This is a genomic window from Vibrio sp. qd031 (assembly GCF_002100145.1).
In the GTDB taxonomy this organism is placed as follows: domain Bacteria; phylum Pseudomonadota; class Gammaproteobacteria; order Enterobacterales; family Vibrionaceae; genus Vibrio.
In genome coordinates this window covers 133,661-156,321 of the sequence record NZ_JXQD01000002.1, presented here as the reverse complement: position 1 = coordinate 156,321, position 22,661 = coordinate 133,661, and the positions used below count along the sequence as shown (strand labels likewise).

The following is a 22,661-nucleotide window of genomic DNA, read 5'->3' as shown; positions in this document are numbered from 1 at the left end:
TATGACTCAAAATTGATTAATTGTGCTAATTGGCTAGAAAGGAATCACAATGCGATTAAATTGCGACTTAGGGGAAGGTTTTGGACAGTGGCAAATTCATACAGATGTATTAGCCATGCCGCATATTGACATGGCCAATATCGCCTGTGGGTTTCATGCCTCTGATCCACTTACCATGTCGCAAACCGTTCAATTGGCAAAGGCTAACTCGGTAAGCATTGGTGCACACCCTGGTTACCCTGACTTAATCGGGTTTGGTCGACGCAGTATGGCGATGAAGCATGACGAACTGATTAGCACTGTTGTGTATCAAGTAGGCGCACTTCAGGCTATAGCGAAGATCCACGGCGTGAGTGTCGACTACATAAAACCCCACGGCGCGATGTACAACGACATGATGGTCAACAGTGAGGTGTTTAATGCCGTTATACAAGCGTGTGAATTACTGTCGTTACCGCTAATGGTTTTGGCTGGAGAAGCGTGTGAACGCTATATCAACACCGGGGTTAATCAGAGCGTTTCGTTGCTCAAAGAAGGTTTTTGCGATCGCCGGTATTCAAACAGTGGTGCATTGCTGCCACGCAGTCATCCAAAAGGTGTGTTAACCGACTCTAGCGACATACTCCAACAGGCTATAGAGATGTCAAAGGGGTATGTGACAACAGTCGAAGGTGATCGACTAGCGCTGTCCATTGATTCACTGTGTGTACATGGCGACAACTCCACGTCTGTGGCGTTAATCGCCAAAATTCGCAACCAGATCAAGGGTGAATAGCCGATGCGCCAACCTACGTACCAGCAAGTGTCGGAGCATACTTGGCTGATTGAACTTTTTGATGACATCAATCAACATGCGCCAATGGTCATTGCTCAATTGGTTGACTATTTAGAGCAGCGCTTTACTGGCATTATTGTCAGTTTAACGCCTTCTTATACGACGTTGCTGGTTGAGTTTCATCCAGCGCATAATCTTAGTAGCTCGCAATTGCGGACGGCCTTGGAGTCTTGGTCTGTAAACGGAGTTGACTCATTATGGTCGATTGATAACACCAATGCTCAAACAGTCCATAACATACCGACATTATACGACTCTCGCGTTGCACCAGACCTACATTTAGTTGCAATACAGTGTGGAGTATCCGTGGATCATCTCATCGAGCTTCATACTTCGACCGACTATCTGGTGCACGCCATCGGTTTTGCCCCGGGGTTTGCCTTCGCCGCTGAGCTCAATGGCGCAATTCAGTTACCAAGATTGAGCACCCCGCGTACCGTTGTTCCCGCTGGCAGCGTTGCCATTGCAGAGAAACAAACTGCTGTATACCCATTTTCATCCCCTGGTGGGTGGAACATTATTGGTCGAACACCTAAAAGGTTAGTCGACTACCAACGTGACCCTATTACACCTTTTAAAGTGGGCGATACGCTTCGATTTGAAGCAATTACGCAACAACAGTTCAAAGAGCTAGGAGGAAGGCTATGAGTTGTTTAGAAGTGCTTTCTCCTGGGGTGCGCTCGCTGATTCAAGATTGCGGCAGGCCTAATCACAAATCACTAGGCGTCCCTCTTGGTGGCGCGTTCGATGGTTACTCGTACCGCTGGGCGAACCACTTACTGGGTAACGCTCCAAATCGACCGACGATTGAAATAGATGTTGGATTGGCAAAGTTTAAAGTATTAAAACCGATTCGTGTGGCGATAACCGGAGCTCAGTCTCGGGTTTTAGTCGACGGTGAAATTGCTGCCAGTTGGAGTGTGTTGAGCTTATCCCCCACTCAAACTTTGTCCATACAACCAGCGAGGCGTGGATTGCGCAGTTATTTAGCCATAGAAAAAGGATTCGATGTCCCCTATCAGCTCGACAGCGCTAGTACTGATCCTTTACTGGGTATTGGTGGCACAAGTGCGAACGGCAATCCCTTAATGAAAGGCGAAAGGTTGAGGCAACAAAGGGGATGCGCACGAAGTCAAAATACTGACCAACGCTTTGCGACGAGTAAAACACCCCAATGGGTCTCGAGTCGTTTTGCCCTCAACTACTTGTTACAAACTCACCCTGCAAGTGAGAGTGATTGTGTCAGGCTTATGGTTGTCCCATGTTACCAAGTGGACAAGTATAGTGACGCTTCGCTAAAGGCATTTACGGAGCAAAAATTTGAAGTGTCTAAAGACAGTAATCGTATGGGCATTCGTCTATTGGGTACTCGCCTCTTTGACAATCACGCCACGGCGACGAAAATCATTTCTGAAGGTGTCGTCCCAGGAGCGATTCAAATAATGCCAAATGGATTACCAACGATACTGGGTGTCGATGCGCAAACCATAGGTGGCTACCCAAAAATAGGTGTTTTACCACAAGTGTCGCGCTGGACACTTGGTCAGCTTGCTCCAGGGACAAAAGTGAGATTTGAATGGACAAGTTGGCAGCAATCTAAGCACCGCAGTGATCAGTGGCGACGGTTTTTTGGTTATTAGTGCCAGCTTGTAATTAACAGAACACAAAATGCCTGCGGAACACTAAGGAACAACAGGCAGTTACTGTTGGCCGCTAAACGCTTTGCTTATTGGCCGTAGTATAGAGCTAATGCTTCAGGGTACCCACGACGTTTAGCCAGCTTTACTGCGTACTGCTCTATATCACTTTCTGTTAGCGCTTTATTTAACGGCCCTTCCGCTGCGCCGCTTCTTTGGCTCGGCTCAAGTCCACTTAGCTTTAATTGTTGCTCTATTTTAATGGCTGCAGGCAGACAAGATGACGCTTTGACGGTTTCGATACATGCGTAGTTTTGTTCACCAAACCACACTGAGGTAGCACGTAAGCTCACATCATCGCCCGGTATTTGCTGCGCCCCATACAGTGGTTTTCCGCCTAGCGAGGCAGAGGTAAATGAAGGAATGTATTGAGCTATGTGGTTAATAGCACTTTGGGTTCGCCGCGCTATTACTTCTTCACTCCACCCTTTATCAATCTTATTTAAAAGTGATGTCGGTAGTTGGGGTTGCGAGTCATTGCCTGATATCACGAGCCCATGTTTAAATAGCGTAATGTCTTCTGTCATCCCATGCAATTGGTACACATGCTTGCCGTAAGGGGTCAGTTGGGCCATCCCTTGTGGTGTGCCACGCTGACCATGAAAAATGACTTCTGGCCACTGCAAATCGTTGTCGACCCAGTTTGCCACGTAGGCAGCCTTAAACTCGACTAATCGGGTGCGTTTAATGTTAGCGAGATTATCGAGCGATCCAGAGCGGAAACCACAGGCGTTGACCAAATAGTCAACGTGTAACTGCTGAGTTTGACCATTCGAATCTATTGATATGGCCCAAGGCTTTTTTTGGTGTGGAGTAAATTCAATATGAGTGACCTTGCTAGACAGTTGTAGCTGACATTTAGGCTCTATATTCAAGGCAAGCTCTGCCTGTGCTGAAAGGCGAAAAACACTCCATCCATACTCTTGTACAATAATGACTGGGTAGCGCAATGAGTCTAGATCGACGTGTTGCGCAAATGGGATTAGCCACTGTTCAATCGTTGTCGGGCGTTCTGGTTGTTGTTGTTCTTTCAACGCCAATAGCTGTTGCTTGGTATAGACCGTAAAGTAATCCTCTGGTTCACCTAGCACTTTGTTGGACGGATCAAGGTCAATTAGCTGTCTGTAGTGCTGCTGCACTTGTTGCAATCTAGGTAACAGTGATTGCGGATCGTGCTGATCGTGTTTGGGCGTCGCAATGACGGTTGGACGGCGATTAATGGTGTGTGGGTACAACTTCACTGACTCAATGGAGTCTCTTAGTAATTCGATACATTGTTGATCGCTTATCTCTCGGTAAAGGTTACCTCCAGCATGAAGGTGGCAAATAGGTGGCCCACTTACTAAGCTTTCGTTCTTTTCAACTAACACCACATTATATCCCTGCTCAGACAGGTGTAATGCAGTGGTTGCGCCAGCGACACCCCCACCAATAATTCCGACTAATGGTGTTGAGATAGGCTGTGGGGACAGCGAGTTATTTTGAGTTTGGTTAGCGTTCATTATCTAGTAACTGACTTCGTATTATTTTGATTAAAAAAGTGTGTCATCGGGCTATAACAAAAACGTAATCGACGTGAAATTTTTCTAAGAAAAAACTTGACCGCATTTTTCCAGATTGGCCTTTGCATTGCAATGTGTATAAGCATTTTGCAGCAGGCCAGAGTATAACAGTCTTTGCGAGCCATATCTCACTATTGAGAGAAAGGTTATCCAAAGTTTTATCCACTGTTTCTGTGGATAAAGAGAGCAGTTATACAAACCGCTCTCTTTCACCTGTATATAAGTTTTTGTCTGTTAAAGTAAAAAAGTTATACGTATTGTGTGGACTAAATCGATCCATTTTTAACAGGCAATAACAATTTTTTTATCAGAGTGTTCACGACAGTTGCCAGTATAACAAAGGTTAATACTGGCAATACCACCCATAACCCGACATGCAATGTAGGTGTCAAATCGAAACCAAACTTCATTAGGCTTCCTACCGCAATTTCAGCACCGAAACTCGCTACTACACCTGCGATGAGAGCCATAAGTCCATATTCACACCAGATAGTATTGGCAATACGTTTACGGCTAGCGCCAAGTGTTCTATAGAGACGAATTTCCAGTTGACGCTGCGACAAACTTAACCTTAATAAAGTAAATATCAGTAGCAATCCAGCAATCACTCCAAGGGCTGCGAGAACGGTGATCGACCAGACGATCTGCCCAAGTAATTCTTGAATTTTTTCACCCATTTTACGTACGTCTAATAAACTGACAGTTGGGTGGTTACTTGATAAAACTTTAACAAAGTCTTGATCGCTATCGTCGACCCTAAAACTGACCATGTACGATGAAGAAATGTCGGTCATTAGATCAGGCGTAAAAATAAAGTAGAAATTTGGCTTCATTTCTCTCCAGTCAACAATCCTAATCGAGTTGACGGTCGCTTCAATGGGTTGCGCATTGATCACAAATTGTAAGCTATCACCAATCTGCAAACCAAGATTATCGGCAACCTCAGATTCTACAGAGACCCCGTTAGTCATCGTCCAAGCACCATCTCTGACGACATTGTATTCTGGTATACCGTCGGACCATGTCAGGTTAAGTTCGCGTCTCACAGCATCGGTGTCGCCTTTTTCGTCGGCAACTTGTTTCGCGTCTAAGCCATTAATTTGGGCTAGGCGTCCGCGAATTATTGGGAACGCTTTTGAGCGATCTATCCCTTGCTGATCAAGTTGCCGAATATATTGGTCAACTTCGTAGTCGGCAATATTGATGGCAAACGCATTTGGCGCATTTGCTGGTAAGGTACGTTGCCAGTCACCGAGCAGATCGCTGCGCACCAGCCAAATAATAGACAGAAGCATTAGTGATAATGCTAACGCGCCAAATTGAAGTCCGCTCGCCCGTGACGAGCGATTTAGGCGACTGATTGCCAGCGCCATTGCAGGCCCCCATTTGGCTTTGCCAATGGCCTTAGAGAGCAGAACGCTGATTGCTGCTAGAAGAACGAATAGCACGCCAATGGCAACTAAAACAATCCATACTAAGGTGTTGCTCGCGTAGACAAACAGCAGCGGCAAAATTGGAACCAGCACCAAACCCCAATGTGCTTTGTTTCCTTGCTGAGCAGCGGGTTGCAGTACATTTACAGCTGATGTGTTTACTAGGTTTGTTAAAGGGATTCCCAATGCAGGTACCCCGATTAACACACAAGTGATTATCGCGACAGCAACTGGGGCAATACCATAAGTTGGTAGTGGATCAGGGAGTAAATCGACCAATGGAATACGCAATAAAACTTCCAAGCCAAAACCAAATATCAGACCAGCAACTGTGCCAAGTGCCAGTAGCAGCGCAACTTGAATAGCGAGCCAACGAGTTATCCACGCTTTGCTGGCGCCGATGCTTTTAAGCATGGCGATGGTTTTACGACGTCCATTCACATAGTGCTGACACGTAAGCACTAATGTCGTGGCGGCCATTAAAATCACAATGGCAACAGTGAGAGACAGATATTGGGTTGTTCTATCGAATATTTCGTTAGTCCGGCTAGCGCTACCTTGGTCACGCCAGCGATCGCTCGGGGTGATCTCAATGCTCTGCTTTAACGAAGAGAGTTGTTGTTCATCCCCTTCATAGAAGTTGATATAACTTACTCGGCTACCAAGTTGGATGGCGCCAGTTTTTTCAACATCAGAGTAGTGTATCAACACCGTTGGCATTTGCTGAAAAGGGTTGAAATTGAGTCCAGGCTCGTCAGCAATCTCGCCGCTTACTTGGAAATCTGCGTCACCAATAGTGACATTGTCACCAATGGACACGTTTAGCATCGACATAATGCGTGGTTCAAGCCAAAGCTGATTAGGCTGAACGCTATTGGATGTAGTTTGACCTTGTAAAGTTAGTTCGCCACGCAATGGGTAGTTGCTTTCTACCGCTTTTACCGACACTAGCTGCATGTCGCTATCACTAAATGCCATCGTTGCGTAGTTTACTTGTTGAGACTGAATAAGACCCAACTCAACGGCGCTTGCTTTAAGCGCTTCGGGTATCGGGTTAGATGAGCGAAAAGTAAGATCGGCGGTTAGCGCATCTTTGCCCTGCTTGACGATCACTTGCTCCATTCGCTCAGCTAACGCAGACAACGCGAATACACAGGCAATAATGAGCGCAATTGCCGCTGAAATTGGCCACAACTGCCCAGAAACAATTTCCTTCCAGCTCCATTGTGCGAGTCGCTTGTTTAGTGACTGCTGAGTTGCCGAGGGGTGCGTTGAAACAGCATGTTCCATATTACGCCACCTCTTGATCTGAAGTGTACAAGTGCCCTGCTTGCATTCGATAAATAGTGTCACATTGGCTTGCGAGTGTTGTGTCGTGGGTCACCATAACCAGTGTCGTACCGTGTTTACGATTGAGTTCAAACAACAAATTCACCACAGTTTCGGCAGTATGTTGATCTAGGTTGCCAGTGGGTTCATCGGCAAAGAGCACTTTGGGTTGAAGCATAAAGGCTCTGGCGAGTGCAACTCGTTGTTGCTCTCCACCGGATAGCTGGCTAGGTAAATGATCAACGCGATGATCCAAACCAACGCTTTTTAACAGTTGCAATGCACGTTCGGTATCTTCTTCTTGCCCCGCCAGTAGGCAAGGCAGGGTCACATTTTCAAGGGCGGTTAAGCTTGGGATCAACAAAAAGCTTTGAAAGACAAATCCCACCGATTCGCCTCGAATTTTAGCGCGTTGTTCGTCATCGAGATCTGATATTGGGTATTCAAGTAAAGAAATCTCGCCCTCACTTGGGGTGTCGAGACCCGCCAGAAGTGTCATCAGTGTCGATTTTCCGGCACCGGAAGTTCCGACGATCGCTACACTCTCTCCGCTTTTAATCTCTAAATTTACCTTTTCTAATATTGTTAATTGCTCACTATTAGTAGAGACTGTTTTAACGATATTTTTTGCAGTTATAACGGATGTACTCATGAGTCGACTTCTTTCCTTGATGTTGTTGTTTTTTATGTCATTTGGCCTTAAGGCTCAGACGCTTTTAGTCCTAGGTGACAGCCTCAGCGCTGGGTATCAAATGTCTATCGAACAAAGTTGGCCCAGTTTACTCCCTTCTGAGCTAGCAAACCATAATCTGAAGGTAAATGTTGTTAACGGCAGTATCTCTGGAGACACAACAGGCAACGGCCTGTCTCGCCTACCTACTTTACTAGACCAACATCAACCTGATTATGTACTTGTTGAACTAGGTGCTAATGATGGTTTACGTGGTTTCCCACCCAATGTGATCACAAATAATCTTAAAAATATCATAGCAATGAGTGAAGACAGTGGTGCAGAAGTCGCGCTGATGCAGATTCAGGTGCCGCCAAATTACGGCAAAAAGTACACGCAAGTGTTTGCCGACATCTACCCTGCACTCGCCAGTGAGTACCAAGTTCCACTATTACCGTTTTTTTTAGAGCAAGTGATCGTTAAGCCCGAATGGATGATGCAAGATGGCCTTCACCCTAAGCCAGAAGCACAACCCTGGATTGCTCAATTTGTCGCTGAAAAACTTGCACCATACTTAACGAAATAATGGTCTAGCGCAAAACAATTTACTTTTCTTTTCACTAGCATGGACTTTTCATTGATAAACATATCAATGTTTTCAGCGAATTTGATGTCTAAATGTGTAAGGAGATTTCATGGATCTTGAACCGATCATTAAGGGCGTTGTGGCAAAAAATGCCAATCCAGAAGGATGTCGAAAGGCCCTCAAGGAACAAATAGCTTACGTCAAGAAGAGTAATCAAATTAAACAAGGGCCAAAGCGCGTTCTCATTCTAGGCGCATCTTCAGGATTTGGCCTTGCCGCAAGAACTGCATTAACCTTTGGTGGCTCGCAAGCAGACACCATAGGGGTATCGTTTGAACGAGCGCCGTCGAAAGACAAACCTGCCAGTGCCGGTTGGTACAATAACGAACATTTTACCGATTTAGCGCGTAGTGAAGGTCGAATTGCAATCAATATTGTTGGCGATGCATTTTCGGATGAAACTCGCCAACAAGTTATAGAAGCCATCGAGACCTATTTTGAAGGTGAAGTTGATCTTATCGTGTATAGCCTTGCTACTGGACTTAGACCAAAGGGGTCAGGCGAGTATTGGCGTAGCGCGATTAAAACGATTGGAGAGCCGGTAACTGGTGCCACAATCATGCTAGAAAATGATGAGTGGGTTGAGACAACAGTGAATGCGGCAACTGACGATGAAATCGAATCGACCATCAAAGTCATGGGGGGCGAAGACTGGGAAAGTTGGGTTGACTTATTAATCAATCAAGAACAAATCGCTCAAGGCTGTCAAAGCATCGCCTTTTCTTACATTGGCTCTAAACTTACCCACCCTATTTACCACACAGGTACATTAGGCCGCGCAAAAGTCGATTTGCATCAGTCTAGCCATTTTATCCATCGTAAGTTGGCCAACTTCGGCGGCGGTGGATACGCGGTCGTGTGTAAAGCGCTGGTCACTAAGGCTTCAGTGTTCATTCCCGCTTTCACTCCGTATATGCTGGCGCTGTACAAAGTCATGAAGAAAAAAGGCACTCATGAAGGGTGTATCGAGCAGATGCAACGGTTGTTTACTGAAAATCTATCCTTTGCAAACGCGCCATTGGTGGATGGTGAGCGACTGATCCGTATAGACGACCTTGAGCTTGAACCAAGTACCCAAAAATTGGTTGAAGGTTTGGTTGCGCAGATGGATGCGAGCAATTTTACAGAAATAGGCGATTACGCTGGATACAAACAAGAGTTTTTGAAACTCAACGGCTTCGATATGTCACCGACAGTGTGAGTTACGGACGTCGATAGTGTTTCTAAAATGAGAACTGCTTATATAGGCGCCATTTTCACTTAAAATGGCGCCTTTTTTGTGTGAACTTAATAGATAACAACTACGTTTAAAAGACTCACTACAAAAGTCTATGGATAGACTAAATGTTAAATTCACTGCTCAATACACTGGAAGTGCCCGAACCCATCTTTGCCAGCTGGCAAAATGTGGTAGATCTGTTGGCAGAAGTGGCCAATGTTCCCGCAGCGTTGATTATGCGGGTCAACGATCATTCAATTACCGTGTTTCGTCGTTCAACCAGCAACAACAACCCTTATCAACAATCCGATAGCGAACCTTTAGGCCAAGGGCTTTATTGTGAAACGGTCATTTCAACACAAAAAATGCTGACTATTCCGGACGCGACAAAAGATGATGACTGGAACGACAACCCTGACCTTGGATTAGGCATGCTTGCGTATTGCGGTGTTCCCCTAAATTGGCCAAACGGAACCCCTTTTGGCACCATTTGCATTTTAGACAACAGTAGCAATGAATTTGGAGCAACCGCGATTAAACTGTTGCAGTCATTTCGTATGACGTTAGAAGCTCAGCTAGAAACAATTTATCAACAGCGAAAACTTCAACAGTTAAACAAAGAGCTGCATAATCGCGTGCGAAAACGAACTCATGATCTTGCACAATTAAACTTTGCGTTAACCCAAGAAATAGACCGCCGTAAAGCCGCTGAGCAAGAGATCACCTATCAACAGCAACACGATTCAGGCACGGGATTTTTAAATCGCTCGTCATTTTTGGCTGAAACCGATCGTTTGATCGAAAGTAGTCGTGAACGCGGCGCAAAAATATTGGTGATATTTATCGGCATTACTAATGGTCGTCAAATTCAGAAAAAACACGGCCATGAAACTTTCGATCAGCTATTAACGCTATTTCGTCAGCACTTCACACGATTCTTGCCGTCGTTATGCATTACTGGCAGGCCGTCCAGTATAGATTTAGCTATCGCGGTGCGTAAAACCAATAAGGCTGATATCGAAACGCTGGTTACCCACATACTTGACGCAGGCAGCCAAGAGTTTCAAGTCGAGGATGCACCGGCAATACACTTGAGCATCAATATCGGTGTTGCTTGCCAGCATTCCGCGGACTCAGAAGAGTTAGATCTTATTGCCAAAGCGCAGGAAGCGATGTTGAGTTGCCGTGACACCGGAAATCGCTACGCCTTTCACAATCAAATGATTGAATTAAAACACGCAACCCACAACCGTTTGGAAAGCTATCTATTACAAGCAGTAAGAAATGACGATATTACCCTGTTCTTCCAGCCTAAAGTGTCACCAGTAAATGGTGAGTGGACGGGAGCCGAAGCGCTGTTACGCTGGGATCATCCTGAACTGGGTCAAGTGTCGAGCGAATTACTGATAAAAATGCTAGAAGACAATGGACTGATTTTTGAAGTGGGAAACTACGTTTTACGCAGCGCTATAGAACAAGCAAGTGAGTGGCATAAACACTTGCCCCATTTTAAAATGGCAGTCAATGTGTCGTCGGTTCAGCTAAAAAACCCACAATTTGCCGAGCAAGTTCAACAATTGTTGAGTGTTTATAACCTCCCCTCTATTGCGCTTGAGCTTGAGCTAACGGAATCAACCATTATTGCGGACGAGTACTTAGCGTCAAAAACATTAAATACGCTACACGACATGGGGGTTGGATTAGCGCTCGATGATTTTGGAACAGGGTATGCTTCGTTTAACTATCTTAAAAAATACCCTTTCGATACGATTAAGATCGATAAGAGCTTTTTGTCGCAATGGAACGATCCCGAAGAAGGGTTGGCGATTATACGTTCAATCATAAGTATTGCTAAAAAGCTTAAATTAGCGGTGGTGATGGAAGGCATCGAAAATGAAGCCCAACAAAAACTGATCCTCGAAGAAGGTGCGGATTTGGGTCAAGGATTTTATTACGGTAAACCGATGCCAAAAACTGAATTTGAACAACACCTTATTGAGCAAACTCAATTACCAACAATCATCCGACATTAAGTTTTGCTCTACTGTTATTGCTTCTATATAATCGCGCCCCTGCCCCGACCTAAGAGAATGTTATGGACGCTTTGATCGCCAAACTAAAAAAGTTAGAAAAACAGAATTACCGTGCTTATCAAATGATTAAAGGTCAGTACGACTTCACCGATTTCGACTTGTTGATAGATAGCGTCCAAGCCGACCCATACGCTGGAGATTCTCGTTTTCGCGCGGTTCGTCCTTGGTCGTTGACAGGCCTTGCATGGTTGCAGGAAAAAAGCGCCGCGTATCAAATTGCCGCTCGTGATTATCTCGCAAGACAATTTGCACTTTTGGCCAAACAAGACAACCTCATATCGATCGCGACAACCGGACCTGTAGTGTTAGATAACAGCGCGGTATTGTTCACAGAGCAAGGTATAGAGCTCAGATTTAGAATAAAGCTGCCCGCAGATGGACGTCTGATATTGGGCAAGAAAGCCGTTAACCTTATTACCTTCCACCTGCCTAAAATTATCCGTAAAGTGACTCTAGAAAGAGAGCTTGATATGGTTGAATTTAAGCAGCACTGCCAAATCATTGATGAACAAGAATGGTTGCGCGATCAGCTACAATCAAAGGGCCTAGTCTCATTCGTAGCCAACGGTTCTACATTACCTAGAGAATCTGGTGACAGCTATCTGCCAATGAAAAATGCGGTGACTTTTGTGTCTCCGGCGGAGCTGGAACACACATTCGAGTTACCAAGTGGTGAAAGTATTACCGGTATGGGCATACCAACAGGCGTGACGCTGATTGTCGGAGGGGGTTTCCACGGAAAATCCACGCTATTGAATGCTGTAGAGCAATCGGTATACAACCATGTCCCTGGGGATGGTCGTGAGCGAATAGTCACGGTGGATACGGCAACAAAAATTAAGGCGGAAGATGGTCGCTGTATTCACAGCTTAAACTTATCCAACTTTATTAACCACTTACCTTTTAATCAGTCGACACAAGATTTCTCGACCAAAGACGCATCAGGATCAACCTCGCAAGCGGCGTGGCTACAAGAGTCGCTGGATGCAGGAAGTCGCGCGTTATTGATCGACGAAGATACTTCGGCAACAAACTTTATGATCCGCGACCAAAGAATGCAGGCGCTGGTTGATAAATCCGCGGAGCCGATTACGCCTTTAGTTGATCGAGTGATTGAATTGTCCGCGTCGGGTGTGTCGACCATTATCGTTATGGGGGGTTCAGGCGATTACTTAGAGTGTGCGGATACAGTAATTCAGATGCATGACTACTCGCCAATGGATGTTACCGCGAAAGCGAAAGCGGTTGTTGAGACCTTCCCTGGCGACAGGCAATCTGAAAACGAGCAGCCCTTTACTCTGTTTAAACCGCGCGCGCTTAATACCCAATCGTTAATGACGCAGCTGCAAAACGGCAAAATGCGAGTTGGCAGTAAAAAGGGTCAACAGCTTCGTTTTGGCGCTGACCATATTGATCTCTCAGCTCTAGAGCAATTGCAATCAAGCAGCGAGATTAATGCGATCGGCTGGGTAATGTTTAGTTTGGCGATGCGAATGGATTGGGTGAGCGCTAGTGGAGAAGAAATCGATGCACTACTCGCCGGTGATTGGCGAGCGAATATCTTGCCTCACGGCGATATAGCTACCCCACGAACCGTTGATGTGTTAAGTGCGCTGAACCGTTACCGTGAAGCCACATTCAAACCTGCTCGATAAATCTATGACTGGCGTGCTCCAATTCGCTCATAAGTGACCGTGTCACGCCAGTCATTGAATCTGCTCTCCAATAGACACCTACAACGCCTGTTTTAGGGTGTGTTGGTACCACCGCACGCAAACCTCTTTGCTCTAGCCACAGTGCCATTTTATCTGTATAGGGCATGACTGCATCGCTATGCAAGACAATGTCTAAACTGGCGTAGAGTGAATCAATTTCATATTGGACTTGATGAGACAGCGTTTTTTTTTGCTTTACCCCCCTTAAAGAGTGCCTCGACATATAGGGTGTTACGGCCAATAGAGGGAAGTCTGATACGGTTTGCTCATTAACTAAAGGATGCTCCTGACTGACATACAGCCATTCGCTATCTGTAAATAGCGGTGTAAATTTCACATCGTTAGAGAGAGCATCGATGTCTATTTCATGACCAATAAACAGGTCGATTTCCCCTGCTAAAAGTAACTCAAACAGTCGCAGGTTATTGCCAAATTGAAAATGAAACAGTGCATCGGGGTAATGCTCTCTAAAACTGTAAATCGTCTGTTTCACAAAACACTCCCACCACGCTTCACCAACGCCTAATTTAATTTGACCTAATTCACGAAGTTGCAGTCTTTGGATATGATTACGAAACTGCGCCGATTCAGCTTGTACAGTTGTTGCGTGCTCTACTAGCGCTTCGCCATACTCTGTTAGCTCTACGCCCTTAGAACGTCGATGAAATAGCTTAACTCCCATTTCTTTCTCTAAGTTACTAATACTTAGTGATAAAGTGGGTTGTGAAATTCCCAATTGTGTGGCCGCTTGCTTTAATGAAAGATAGCGTGCAACGGCTAGAAAGTAGGTGTATTTTTTGAACATGGTATTATCACATTTGGTGGGATGCGTTCAGTATGCCATGAATTAGGAAATTCCTATATCACTATAGCGATTAGTGATCTTCTTTTTGTCAGAGATTTTGCTATTGTTTTAGTGTTCTCAATTAACTAAGGCGATAACTCAATGCAAAAGCAATGGTGGCACGACTCAGTGGTATATCAGATTTACCCTCGCAGCTTTTACGACTCAAACAGTGATGGTATTGGTGATTTAAAAGGGGTTATTTCTAAACTCGATTACTTAAAGTTGCTTGGTATTGATGTTATTTGGTTGTCACCAGTGTATCAGTCGCCGATGGATGATAACGGCTATGATATCTCTGACTATTGCGCGATTGCAAAAGAGTTTGGCACCATGGAGGATATGCAAGAGTTGCTCGATCAAGCCAACGATCGAGGTATTAAAGTGGTGATGGATTTAGTGGTCAATCACACCTCTGATGAACATCCATGGTTTTTGGAGGCTCAAAAATCCAAAGACAACCCATATCGAGACTATTACATATGGAAAGATGAGCCGCCGAAAAAGGGCGATATTAACTACTTTGAATCTGTGTTTGGCGGCCCAGCTTGGGAGTTTGACGCAAACACGGGCCAGTATTTCTTCCATCTATTTTCGAAAAGACAACCTGATCTCAACTGGGAAAACCCAAAAGTGGCCGAAGAAGTTCATAAAATGATGAACTGGTGGATAGACAAAGGCATTGGCGGATTTAGATTAGATGTTATCGACCTGATTGGTAAGCAGATCGATAAAGGTATTAGTGGTAACGGACCACGGTTACACCCACTTTTACAACAGATGAACAAGCAGACATTTGGGGATAAAGCGCTGCTGACTGTGGGTGAAACTTGGGATGCAACACCTGAGATAGCAAAATTGTACTCTGACCCCAAACGCGATGAGCTTTCAATGGTGTTTCAATTTGAACACATTACCCTCACCTGGGAACACGGCGACAAGTGGAATCCAAAAGCCCTCGATCTTAGTGCCCTAAAACGAGTGTTAACCAAGTGGCAGGTCGAATTGGGTAATGAAGGCTGGAATTCATTATTCTGGAACAACCATGATCTACCACGTATTGTCTCTAAGTTTGGTGACGACAAGAACTATCGCGTTGAGTCGGCTAAGATGTTGGCGACCTCGCTGCATATGTTAAAAGGCACACCTTACATCTATCAAGGTGAAGAGATTGGTATGACCAACGTCGCTTTTGACACTCTAGATAAGTATCGCGATATAGAAACATTAAACTTCTATAAAGTGAAAACTGAGTCCGGTGTATCTCATGAACATATGTTAGCAGCAATCCATGAAAACAGTCGCGACAATGCTCGTACCCCTATGCAATGGACCAGTGAAGATAACGCAGGATTTACTCAGGGTACACCCTGGATCGATTTAAACCCAAACTATAATCAAATCAATGTTGCAGACGCACTCCATGACACCGATTCTGTGTTCTACCACTATCAAGCGCTCATTAAGTTACGTAAACAGTACCCAGTTATCGTTTATGGGGAGTTTTTACCACTGTTTGAAGACCATCCAAGCTTGTTTGCCTATGTGCGTCAAGACAATGATCATCAACTGCTGATCGTGAGCAATTTTGGCGGTGAGGAATGTGTGGTGGAGTTGCCGCAGCAATATTGCGAAAAAACAGCGACAACACTTTTAACTAACTATACGGCTAGGGCTAGCATTGGTGGCTCGTTAACGTTATACCCTTACGAATCCTTTGTAGTCGAACTTAGTTAATCGTCGAAATAAAACAGGCACTCAAATGAGTGCCTGTTTTGTACTGGCTTTACTTTTTGGTAACGGCATCATTTACGAAACTTCATTAGTTTTTCCATCACTGTCGGGTGGTAATGCCATGTTTTGTTGTACATTCCCAACAGTTCTGGGTTACTGAATTTTGATAGCGTTAATGCGTGGAAACGGTTGTGATCACTGGAAAGACTATTCATTTTTTGTACTAGCCCTTCAGATAGCTTTGGTGAGATGAAGTCAGAAATCACTAACATGTCGGCATTTCTAAACTGACTTTTTTCCATTTGATTTACGGCATCTTCCATAACCGGTTCAAACGCTGTACCACCATGAAATTTGTAACTTAAAAAATTCGCCGCTTCCTTAAGGCCATCTGCTTCAGTCATCTGATAACTGATGTGTTGGGTAGAAAACAGATAGACTAAACACTCGCGCTTGTCGGTTAATGCTATTTGCAATAATGCGTAGGCCATGGCCTTAGCACATCGCTCAGGAAAGCCAGACATAGAACCAGAGGCATCAACACAAATGATGATTGGGCCCTTTTCTATTACGGCGTCCTTGTGGGCCGGAGTATGAGCCTCGAGTTTGCGCACAGTGCGAGCTTTGCCTTGCGTTCGATACGTCATCAACCTTTTGTCAGCCATATGCTTGTAAAATATGGTCTCTAACTCAGGATAGGCCAAGAACATGGTTTCGTTTGGCAACAACTTATTCAGATCATCGCTTTCATGAATACCGACGATGTCGTCCGTTGCTTCATCGGAAGTTTCTTCAACAAATACCAACTCTTCGGCAAGTGTAACGTTAAGGTCTGGGTCATCTATCTCGCCTGCCATTCGGCCTAACTCTTGGGCGATTTGATGAAGCTGGTGGTGTTTACTTAAAAATGTGGCGGTTTGCTTAATCGCTGTAAAATCGCTGCGACTTAACTTTGCACCGGCCATGTCCCAAAGCTGGCCCAACTGCCCTTCCTCACCGCTTACGGTGACTTCATCCATTTGGCTTAATGTCTCAAGCTTTCGGTAGATGTCTGCGAGCAGCCGTTCTTTGTCCAATTCTATTTGCTTCGACTGTGCGACTTTAATACTGTCTTCTATCGTGGCGTACCAGTGGCGACAAAAATGGTGGGGAAACATTGGATTGTCATGGCGTTGAGTACCATGTTTAAACCGATTAGCTTGCTCGTAAAAATCGGAACTAGGCAAAATGGCGTCAACAATATCGTCAAATTGCCGCATAAACTGATCTTCTGTCAGCTGGATCACCGACTGGTAGTGATTGATTTCATCAGCAAACTGTTCGGTTTCACATACATGGCTAGCACGACTTTTAGTCTTTGCTTTCCACACTTTAATTTGAGATTTTACAGAACGTCCAACTCCACGCTTTTGTGCGACAGGTATTAACGCCGTTTTCGTCACCAGATCGCTGACAGCAGCCTCAAGCATCCCAGATTCGACGGCCGACAGTGCTAAGTGAAGTGCATCAATACCGAGCATAGTTACTCCCCAAAAATCTCTGGTAGGCTGCGGATCCTAAAAGCTTGTTTTTCCATTTTTTGTTGCGCATTCTCTAACGCTCTAGTCAGTGAAATAAGCCCATTTTCCATGGCAGCAGGTAATTCTGGCTCGATGAAGTTGTGCGGTAGCGCTGAATGAAAATTACTTTTTGCTTTCAACAATTGATGTTTGAGTGCTTCAAACTCAGCTAATGCTTTTTGCGAAGATCCACTCCACGAGGCGAGTTGGTCTAGGTCAACTTCTCGAGCAACAGGCGCAACCAGTACCGCGCGATTGGCAATGTCTTTAATGACGAGCCTATCATCGGCATCAAGTGAGAAAGTTAGTTGGCACAGATTCGGGTTTTCATTTACGTAGCCATACACTTCTTTGCCACCTGCGGAGATCACCTCTTTCAGATCTTTTTCTGCTACATAGACCCAACGGCTGTCGCCTTTGTCCTGCTCGTGCACAGAAAGATTAGGCTGTAAAATCGCCAATTTAACCAAACCTTCAATACGACCTACTTTAAAACGCTTAAGATCCGGTACGTCGCAATAAAAGCTGTCTTTTGCTAAAAGGCCTGTTCCTGATTCGAATTTCAATTCAAGCGAAAACGCGGATTCAACGTCAATTTGAATATCGGAAATGGTCTGCTGAAGTTCCTCCAGTTTTTCGCGGATAATTTGTTGGTCAAACGCAACGCGAATGGCGAAATTTTCGATGACTTCGCGGACAATTTTGCGCGACTCGGGACTGTTCCATAAACAGTCTTGGATAAGCACTAAATCCAATGGATTAATGGTTTTACGGCCACAAAAAAAGGCACTTGCCTTGAGCAAACGTACCGACTTTTTCCATCGTCGGTCAGACACATAGAGATCTTGCGCGATGGTTTTATCCTGTACTCTGTCCATGCGAGCTTCTAATAGTAATTTAAGCTGATACAGTTTCTCGAAAATGCCTTCACTGAGTTCAATGGTGTCGAGTTCACTTTGCCATTGGTGATATTCTTTATTTGTGATGGCTAAACCCGCGGGCATGACCGCCTCTTGAGGTGTGCCTACTGTCAACATTGAGCGAAAGTTTTGCTTATTTTGAATGCGATTGACAAACACTCTAACCAGCATCCTGTCATACAGCGCTTCTAATCCACTGTCTTGCTCTGGCAACTCGTTTGACGCTGAGATCAAGAGTCGCATTGGTACTTGTTCAATATCGGCGCCGTTTTTGAAAGTTTTCTCGTTTACCACCGTCAATAGAGTATTGAGTATTGCTGGGCCTGCTTTCCAGATTTCATCTAAAAATACCACCTTAGCTGTGGGAAGGTATCCTTGAGTTAAGCGCACATATCGGCCGTTATCCTTAAGCTCTTGGATACTTAAGGGTCCAAAAACCTCTTCTGGTGTCGAAAAACGGGTCATGAGATATTCAAAATAGCTACTGTCTTCAAAGGCTTGGATAAGGCGTTTTGCGATTAGACTTTTTGCGATTCCTGGAGGGCCGAGTAAGAATACGCTTTCTCCGCTTAGAGCAGCCAATAAACACAACTTTATGGTGTGCTCACGCTCGTAAACACCCTCTGATAGAGCCGAGACTAATTGATTAATTCGCTCTGAGCGCAACGCGAGTTGTGCATGAGACTGGCGCTCAACGGGCATGGTTACAACTTGTTGCATTTTGACTTCTCCAGACATCCATTTTCTGCAACCTACGCAATAAGTTATACAATTGTTAACAAAGAGTTACAACCATTACTTTGGTCTAATTTACCTTGTTGTTGATTAACTACTGTTTCATCATTTACTGAGTCTATAACTAAAGAATGCATGATGCAGGTCACACTACCGTGTTGCCTAGATAGTAATTAACTAACAGAAACGGTTTATTGACCTAGATACAGTATTTAGTCAATGCAGACACAAATTCTTACAATTGCGTGGTGATATGAGCATAACAAGGCATAGATGGAAAGGTATAGCGTTAGTTGAACAAATATTGACCTTGCCCAACCAAAAAGAGATTGTGCATACTTGCATTCAACATCCCGGTGCTGCCGTTATTCTTCCAGTCACATCTACCGGTGAGATAGTTCTGGTAAAACAGTATCGTCCAAGCATTCAATCTTGGATCTTAGAATTGCCTGCAGGAACGTTAGAGCTAAATGAACAGCCATTAGCGGCAGCTAAACGTGAACTTCAGGAAGAAACGGGTTACACAGCCTCGCATTGGCAAGCCTTAGGCGTCATGCTACCGCTGGTAGGGTTTTGTGACGAAAAACAGCACCTGTTTGTTGCAAGCGAAGCATCACTCTCCCACCCGCTTAACCTAGACGACGATGAACTCATTGAAGTTGTGGTTATGGCGTTAGCTGATATTGAGCAGGCGATAGCAACAGGCGCGATAGTGGACTCAAAGACTATCGGGCTCATCTACAAAGCCAAGTTAAACAGACTTATTAGTTAAATGGAGACAATATGGACTTTCGTTCAGACACAGTAACTCAGCCCAGTGAGGCAATGCGCCAATGTATGGCCCAGGCCAAAGTTGGTGACGACGTTTATGGTGACGATCCTACAGTAAATGATCTTGAACACTGGGCCGCAGCAAGGCATGGGTTTGAATCAGCGTTGTTTGTTGCTTCAGGAACGCAAGCCAACTTACTCGCACTTATGGCACATTGTGATAGAGGTGATGAATACTTATGTGGACAGCAAGCTCATAACTATCGCTACGAGGCTGGTGGTGCTGCGGTACTGGGCTCAATTCAACCCCAGCCGATAGAAAACAATCCAGACGGATCGTTAGACTTTGATAAGTTAACAGCAGCCGTTAAACCCGCTGACTTTCATTTTGCTCGTACCCGCTTGCTGAGTCTTGAAAACACCATTAATGGAAAAGTGCTTTCGCTCGAGTATTTACAGCAAGCTCGTCAGTTTGCCGAGCGTCATCAGTTAAAACTGCACTTAGATGGTGCTCGTATCTATAATGCCGCTACCGCCTTGGACATAGACATTGCCAAACTTGTCGCCCCTTTTGACTCCATTACCATCTGCTTGTCGAAAGGCTTGGGAGCGCCTGTTGGGTCGTTGCTGCTTGGCGATCGCGAGTATATTGAAAAAGCTCGACGCATTCGCAAAATGCTGGGTGGTGGAATGCGTCAGGCGGGCATTCTTGCCGCTGCGGGAAAAATGGTGTTGCAGAACCCTATTCCTCAACTTCGCATCGACCACCAAAACGCGCAATATCTCGCGAACGAGCTCAATAAGATACAAGGTTGGTCGGTCAATACTCAATTTGTGCAAACCAACATTGTATTTGCTAAGTGTCCCGACAAATTAGACGGTGAAGCGTTGTGCGCGCATTTAATGGATAAAGGGATTTTGGTAACGCCAGGTAACCCAATGCGCTTCGTCACTCATAACGGGGTTACTGAAACCGCTATTGACCTGTTGGTTGCTGGCATAAAGCAGTACCAGGCGATGCAATTGGAGGGGGACCAATAATCCCCCGCTGTCAGTCTAATAACCAAGTCGCTTTTTGAGTTTGGCCTTTTCTTTACTTTTGGAGCGTCTTCTAGGGCTGCGCGCTTCTTCTGAAACCTCGGGTTGGTTAAAATTGGGCTCAAACCCTTCCAACCATTGCGTTGCCAATCGGCGATCGATGAGCTGCTCAATGCTTTCTAACATCGATTCATCCTGACGAGTGACAAAACTGACGGCCAACCCTTCGCGACCTGCACGGCCTGTTCGCCCTACTCTGTGGACATAATCCTCGGCTTTAAATGGCATATCAAAATTGATCACTTGATCAAGTGCCTGAACATCGATACCTCTTGCCGCAACGTCTGTGGCAACTAATGCTCGAATCTTTTGTTGTTTAAATTGTTCTAACGCTTTCGAGCGTGCACCTTGGCTCTTGTCACCATGGAAACTCTCGGCTTGGATACCGTCGAGCCTAAGTTGTTTGATCAACTGCTCAGCGCCTTGTTTGGTTTTAACAAACACCAGTACCTGTCGCCAATTTTTAGACCCAATTAAATACGCCAATGCGGCAGGTTTTTTATGTTTGTCTATTTGGTATACACGCTCTTCAAGAGTGACCGACACTGAGTTCTCTTGTGACGCTGTCACCTCAGTGGGTGTATTCAGTAACCGATGCGCTAGATCTCGTACATTCTTCTTGTAAGTCGCAGAAAAGTATAGAGTTTGAATGGCACCAGACAGCTTTTTAGTGATGCGCTGAATATCGGGTTTAAACCCAAGATCGAGCATTCGGTCTGCTTCATCCAGTACCCACAAGTTTAATTCGCTCAAAGAGACAGTGCGTTTAAATAAGTGGTCAAGAAGCCGCCCTGGCGTTGCCACTAAGATGTCACAACCCGCTTTTAGATGATTCACTTGAACACCAAAACTGACGCCACCGTAAACGACAACACATTTAAGCCCCGTGTCTTGAGTAATGCTCTGCAGATTTTCAAATACCTGAGCCGCAAGCTCACGTGTTGGCGTAAGAACCAACATTTTTGGGTGTGTGCCAAGTGTTAACTCAGAGTTAAGCAACCTATCGGCCATTGGTATGCCGAATGCGGCGGTTTTCCCTGTGCCCGTTTGAGCGGCGGCTAGGATATCGTCTCCGTTCAAAATGGGTTCAATCGCTTGTTGCTGTATTGGGGTTAGATCTGTATAGCCCAATTGTTGGAGGTTACGAATGATTTGAGCGTTTACCGGCAGCTCTGCGATAGTGGTTATGGTCACTGAATAATCTCTTTGGCGATAGTGTTTGCGTGCAATTTGGTGGCGTCGAGCACTTGTGGATAGAGCTCGAAAAAAGCATCTTCGAATGTTTCATAATGCTCGTTGAGATCGATGAAACAGTCGGCAAGTGGTCCCATTCGTGGTGAACGTAGGGACATTCGATGTAAAGCGCGGCCTATGTTATCAAACTTTTTGTACGAAAGAAGCCAATTCCCTTCCCACATGGCAGAGATTACGCGCTGATATCGCTCCGGCGTAGATAGATCGAGCATTTTTGTCTGGGTCTCGCGCGCGCAGCTGTGACAAAACACGTCGATACCTTGGTTATGAAATTGCGACCAATGCTTGCTTAGACAATGGTCCCAAAATAGATCGAGTGCAATGGGGGCAAATCGTTGGTGTTGTTTAACAAAAAGTCGCTTTTGGGTTAGCGCAACTTGGTGTGTGTCGGTGTACTTGTCGACAAAGCGATGCATCTTAATTCCCTGCACGACTGCTAACGGGAATTTTCCATTTGGATTTCCTTTTACAAAGTCACCCAGTAAATTGCCACTAAGATCGCTGTCGCAATGATCGGCTATGTGCAAGTGGGCCAAGAAATTCATCG

At 45.1% G+C, this 22,661-nt stretch carries 18 protein-coding genes; 10 read left to right on the top strand and 8 right to left on the bottom strand.

Going from position 1 to position 22,661, the window contains the following annotated elements; all coding sequences use genetic code 11:
* Window positions 1-43 precede the first annotated feature (43 nt).
* The 3 genes from ST37_RS01675 to ST37_RS01665 are packed head-to-tail and all read left to right on the top strand — an operon-like array spanning window position 44 to window position 2,475.
* The gene (locus tag ST37_RS01675) at window positions 44-775 is read left to right on the top strand and encodes a 5-oxoprolinase subunit PxpA (protein WP_084883050.1); all 732 of its coding nucleotides are present in this window, start codon (window positions 44-46) and stop codon (window positions 773-775) included.
* 3 nt (window positions 776-778) lie between these two features.
* Window positions 779-1,483 (top strand): allophanate hydrolase subunit 1, encoded by a 705-nt coding sequence (locus tag ST37_RS01670; protein WP_084883046.1) that lies wholly within the window; start codon window positions 779-781, stop codon window positions 1,481-1,483.
* Entirely contained in the window at window positions 1,480-2,475 is a 996-nt protein-coding gene (locus ST37_RS01665) for a biotin-dependent carboxyltransferase family protein (protein WP_084883043.1), read from the top strand. The genes ST37_RS01670 and ST37_RS01665 overlap by 4 nt, the downstream gene beginning before the upstream one ends.
* Window positions 2,476-2,561: 86 nt before the next feature.
* Here the strand turns inward: ST37_RS01665 and ST37_RS01660 are convergent, their stop codons facing one another.
* From ST37_RS01660 to ST37_RS01650, 3 genes are all read right to left on the bottom strand, one after another.
* On the bottom strand, window positions 2,562-4,034 hold the full coding sequence (locus ST37_RS01660) for an FAD-dependent oxidoreductase (RefSeq protein WP_084883040.1): 1,473 nt from the start codon (window positions 4,032-4,034) through the stop codon (window positions 2,562-2,564).
* 326 nt (window positions 4,035-4,360) lie between these two features.
* On the bottom strand, window positions 4,361-6,817 hold the full coding sequence (locus ST37_RS01655) for an FtsX-like permease family protein (protein WP_084883037.1): 2,457 nt from the start codon (window positions 6,815-6,817) through the stop codon (window positions 4,361-4,363).
* A gap of 1 nt (window position 6,818) precedes the next feature.
* Complete coding sequence (locus tag ST37_RS01650; protein ID WP_084883035.1) at window positions 6,819-7,508, bottom strand: ABC transporter ATP-binding protein; 690 nt, start codon at window positions 7,506-7,508, stop codon at window positions 6,819-6,821.
* Here ST37_RS01650 and tesA point away from each other — a divergent pair.
* The 4 genes from tesA (at window position 7,507) to ST37_RS01630 (ending at window position 13,139) form a co-directional block, all read left to right on the top strand.
* Window positions 7,507-8,112, top strand: coding sequence for a multifunctional acyl-CoA thioesterase I/protease I/lysophospholipase L1 (gene tesA / locus ST37_RS01645; RefSeq protein WP_084883033.1), 606 nt, complete (start codon window positions 7,507-7,509; stop codon window positions 8,110-8,112). The two genes, ST37_RS01650 and tesA, sit on opposite strands and share 2 nt — an antisense overlap.
* Before the next feature lie 109 nt (window positions 8,113-8,221).
* Window positions 8,222-9,373 (top strand): enoyl-ACP reductase FabV, encoded by a 1,152-nt coding sequence (gene fabV, locus ST37_RS01640; protein WP_084883030.1) that lies wholly within the window; start codon window positions 8,222-8,224, stop codon window positions 9,371-9,373.
* A gap of 143 nt (window positions 9,374-9,516) precedes the next feature.
* Window positions 9,517-11,424 carry an EAL domain-containing protein gene (locus tag ST37_RS01635; RefSeq protein WP_084883028.1) on the top strand — a complete coding sequence of 636 codons (1,908 nt, stop codon included), beginning with the start codon at window positions 9,517-9,519 and terminating at the stop codon, window positions 11,422-11,424.
* A 62-nt stretch (window positions 11,425-11,486) separates the two neighbouring features.
* Window positions 11,487-13,139, top strand: coding sequence for an ABC-ATPase domain-containing protein (locus tag ST37_RS01630; RefSeq protein ID WP_084883025.1), 1,653 nt, complete (start codon window positions 11,487-11,489; stop codon window positions 13,137-13,139).
* On the opposite strand, the gene ST37_RS01625 is transcribed toward ST37_RS01630, so the two are convergent.
* Complete coding sequence (locus ST37_RS01625) at window positions 13,123-14,004, bottom strand: LysR family transcriptional regulator (RefSeq protein WP_084883022.1); 882 nt, start codon at window positions 14,002-14,004, stop codon at window positions 13,123-13,125. The two genes, ST37_RS01630 and ST37_RS01625, sit on opposite strands and share 17 nt — an antisense overlap.
* Before the next feature lie 141 nt (window positions 14,005-14,145).
* Between ST37_RS01625 and ST37_RS01620 the strand changes: the two genes are divergently transcribed.
* Complete coding sequence (locus ST37_RS01620) at window positions 14,146-15,780, top strand: alpha-glucosidase (protein WP_084883019.1); 1,635 nt, start codon at window positions 14,146-14,148, stop codon at window positions 15,778-15,780.
* Between the two features lie 68 nt (window positions 15,781-15,848).
* Here ST37_RS01620 and viaA read toward each other — a convergent pair whose 3' ends face one another.
* Both viaA and ST37_RS01610 read right to left on the bottom strand, forming a co-directional pair.
* On the bottom strand, window positions 15,849-17,297 hold the full coding sequence (gene viaA, locus ST37_RS01615) for an ATPase RavA stimulator ViaA (RefSeq protein WP_084883016.1): 1,449 nt from the start codon (window positions 17,295-17,297) through the stop codon (window positions 15,849-15,851).
* 2 nt (window positions 17,298-17,299) lie between these two features.
* Window positions 17,300-18,976 carry an ATPase RavA domain-containing protein gene (locus ST37_RS01610; RefSeq protein WP_242426184.1) on the bottom strand — a complete coding sequence of 559 codons (1,677 nt, stop codon included), beginning with the start codon at window positions 18,974-18,976 and terminating at the stop codon, window positions 17,300-17,302.
* 268 nt (window positions 18,977-19,244) lie between these two features.
* Between ST37_RS01610 and ST37_RS01605 the strand changes: the two genes are divergently transcribed.
* Window positions 19,245-19,763 carry an NUDIX hydrolase gene (locus ST37_RS01605; protein ID WP_084883013.1) on the top strand — a complete coding sequence of 173 codons (519 nt, stop codon included), beginning with the start codon at window positions 19,245-19,247 and terminating at the stop codon, window positions 19,761-19,763.
* A gap of 11 nt (window positions 19,764-19,774) precedes the next feature.
* Window positions 19,775-20,803, top strand: coding sequence for a low-specificity L-threonine aldolase (gene ltaE, locus ST37_RS01600; RefSeq protein WP_084883010.1), 1,029 nt, complete (start codon window positions 19,775-19,777; stop codon window positions 20,801-20,803).
* A 15-nt stretch (window positions 20,804-20,818) separates the two neighbouring features.
* Here the strand turns inward: ltaE and ST37_RS01595 are convergent, their stop codons facing one another.
* Window positions 20,819-22,048, bottom strand: a complete 1,230-nt coding sequence (locus ST37_RS01595) for a DEAD/DEAH box helicase (RefSeq protein ID WP_084883458.1) — start codon at window positions 22,046-22,048, stop codon at window positions 20,819-20,821.
* 2 nt (window positions 22,049-22,050) lie between these two features.
* Entirely contained in the window at window positions 22,051-22,659 is a 609-nt protein-coding gene (locus ST37_RS01590) for an ACP phosphodiesterase (RefSeq protein ID WP_084883008.1), read from the bottom strand.
* Between the last annotated feature and the right edge of the window lie 2 nt (window positions 22,660-22,661).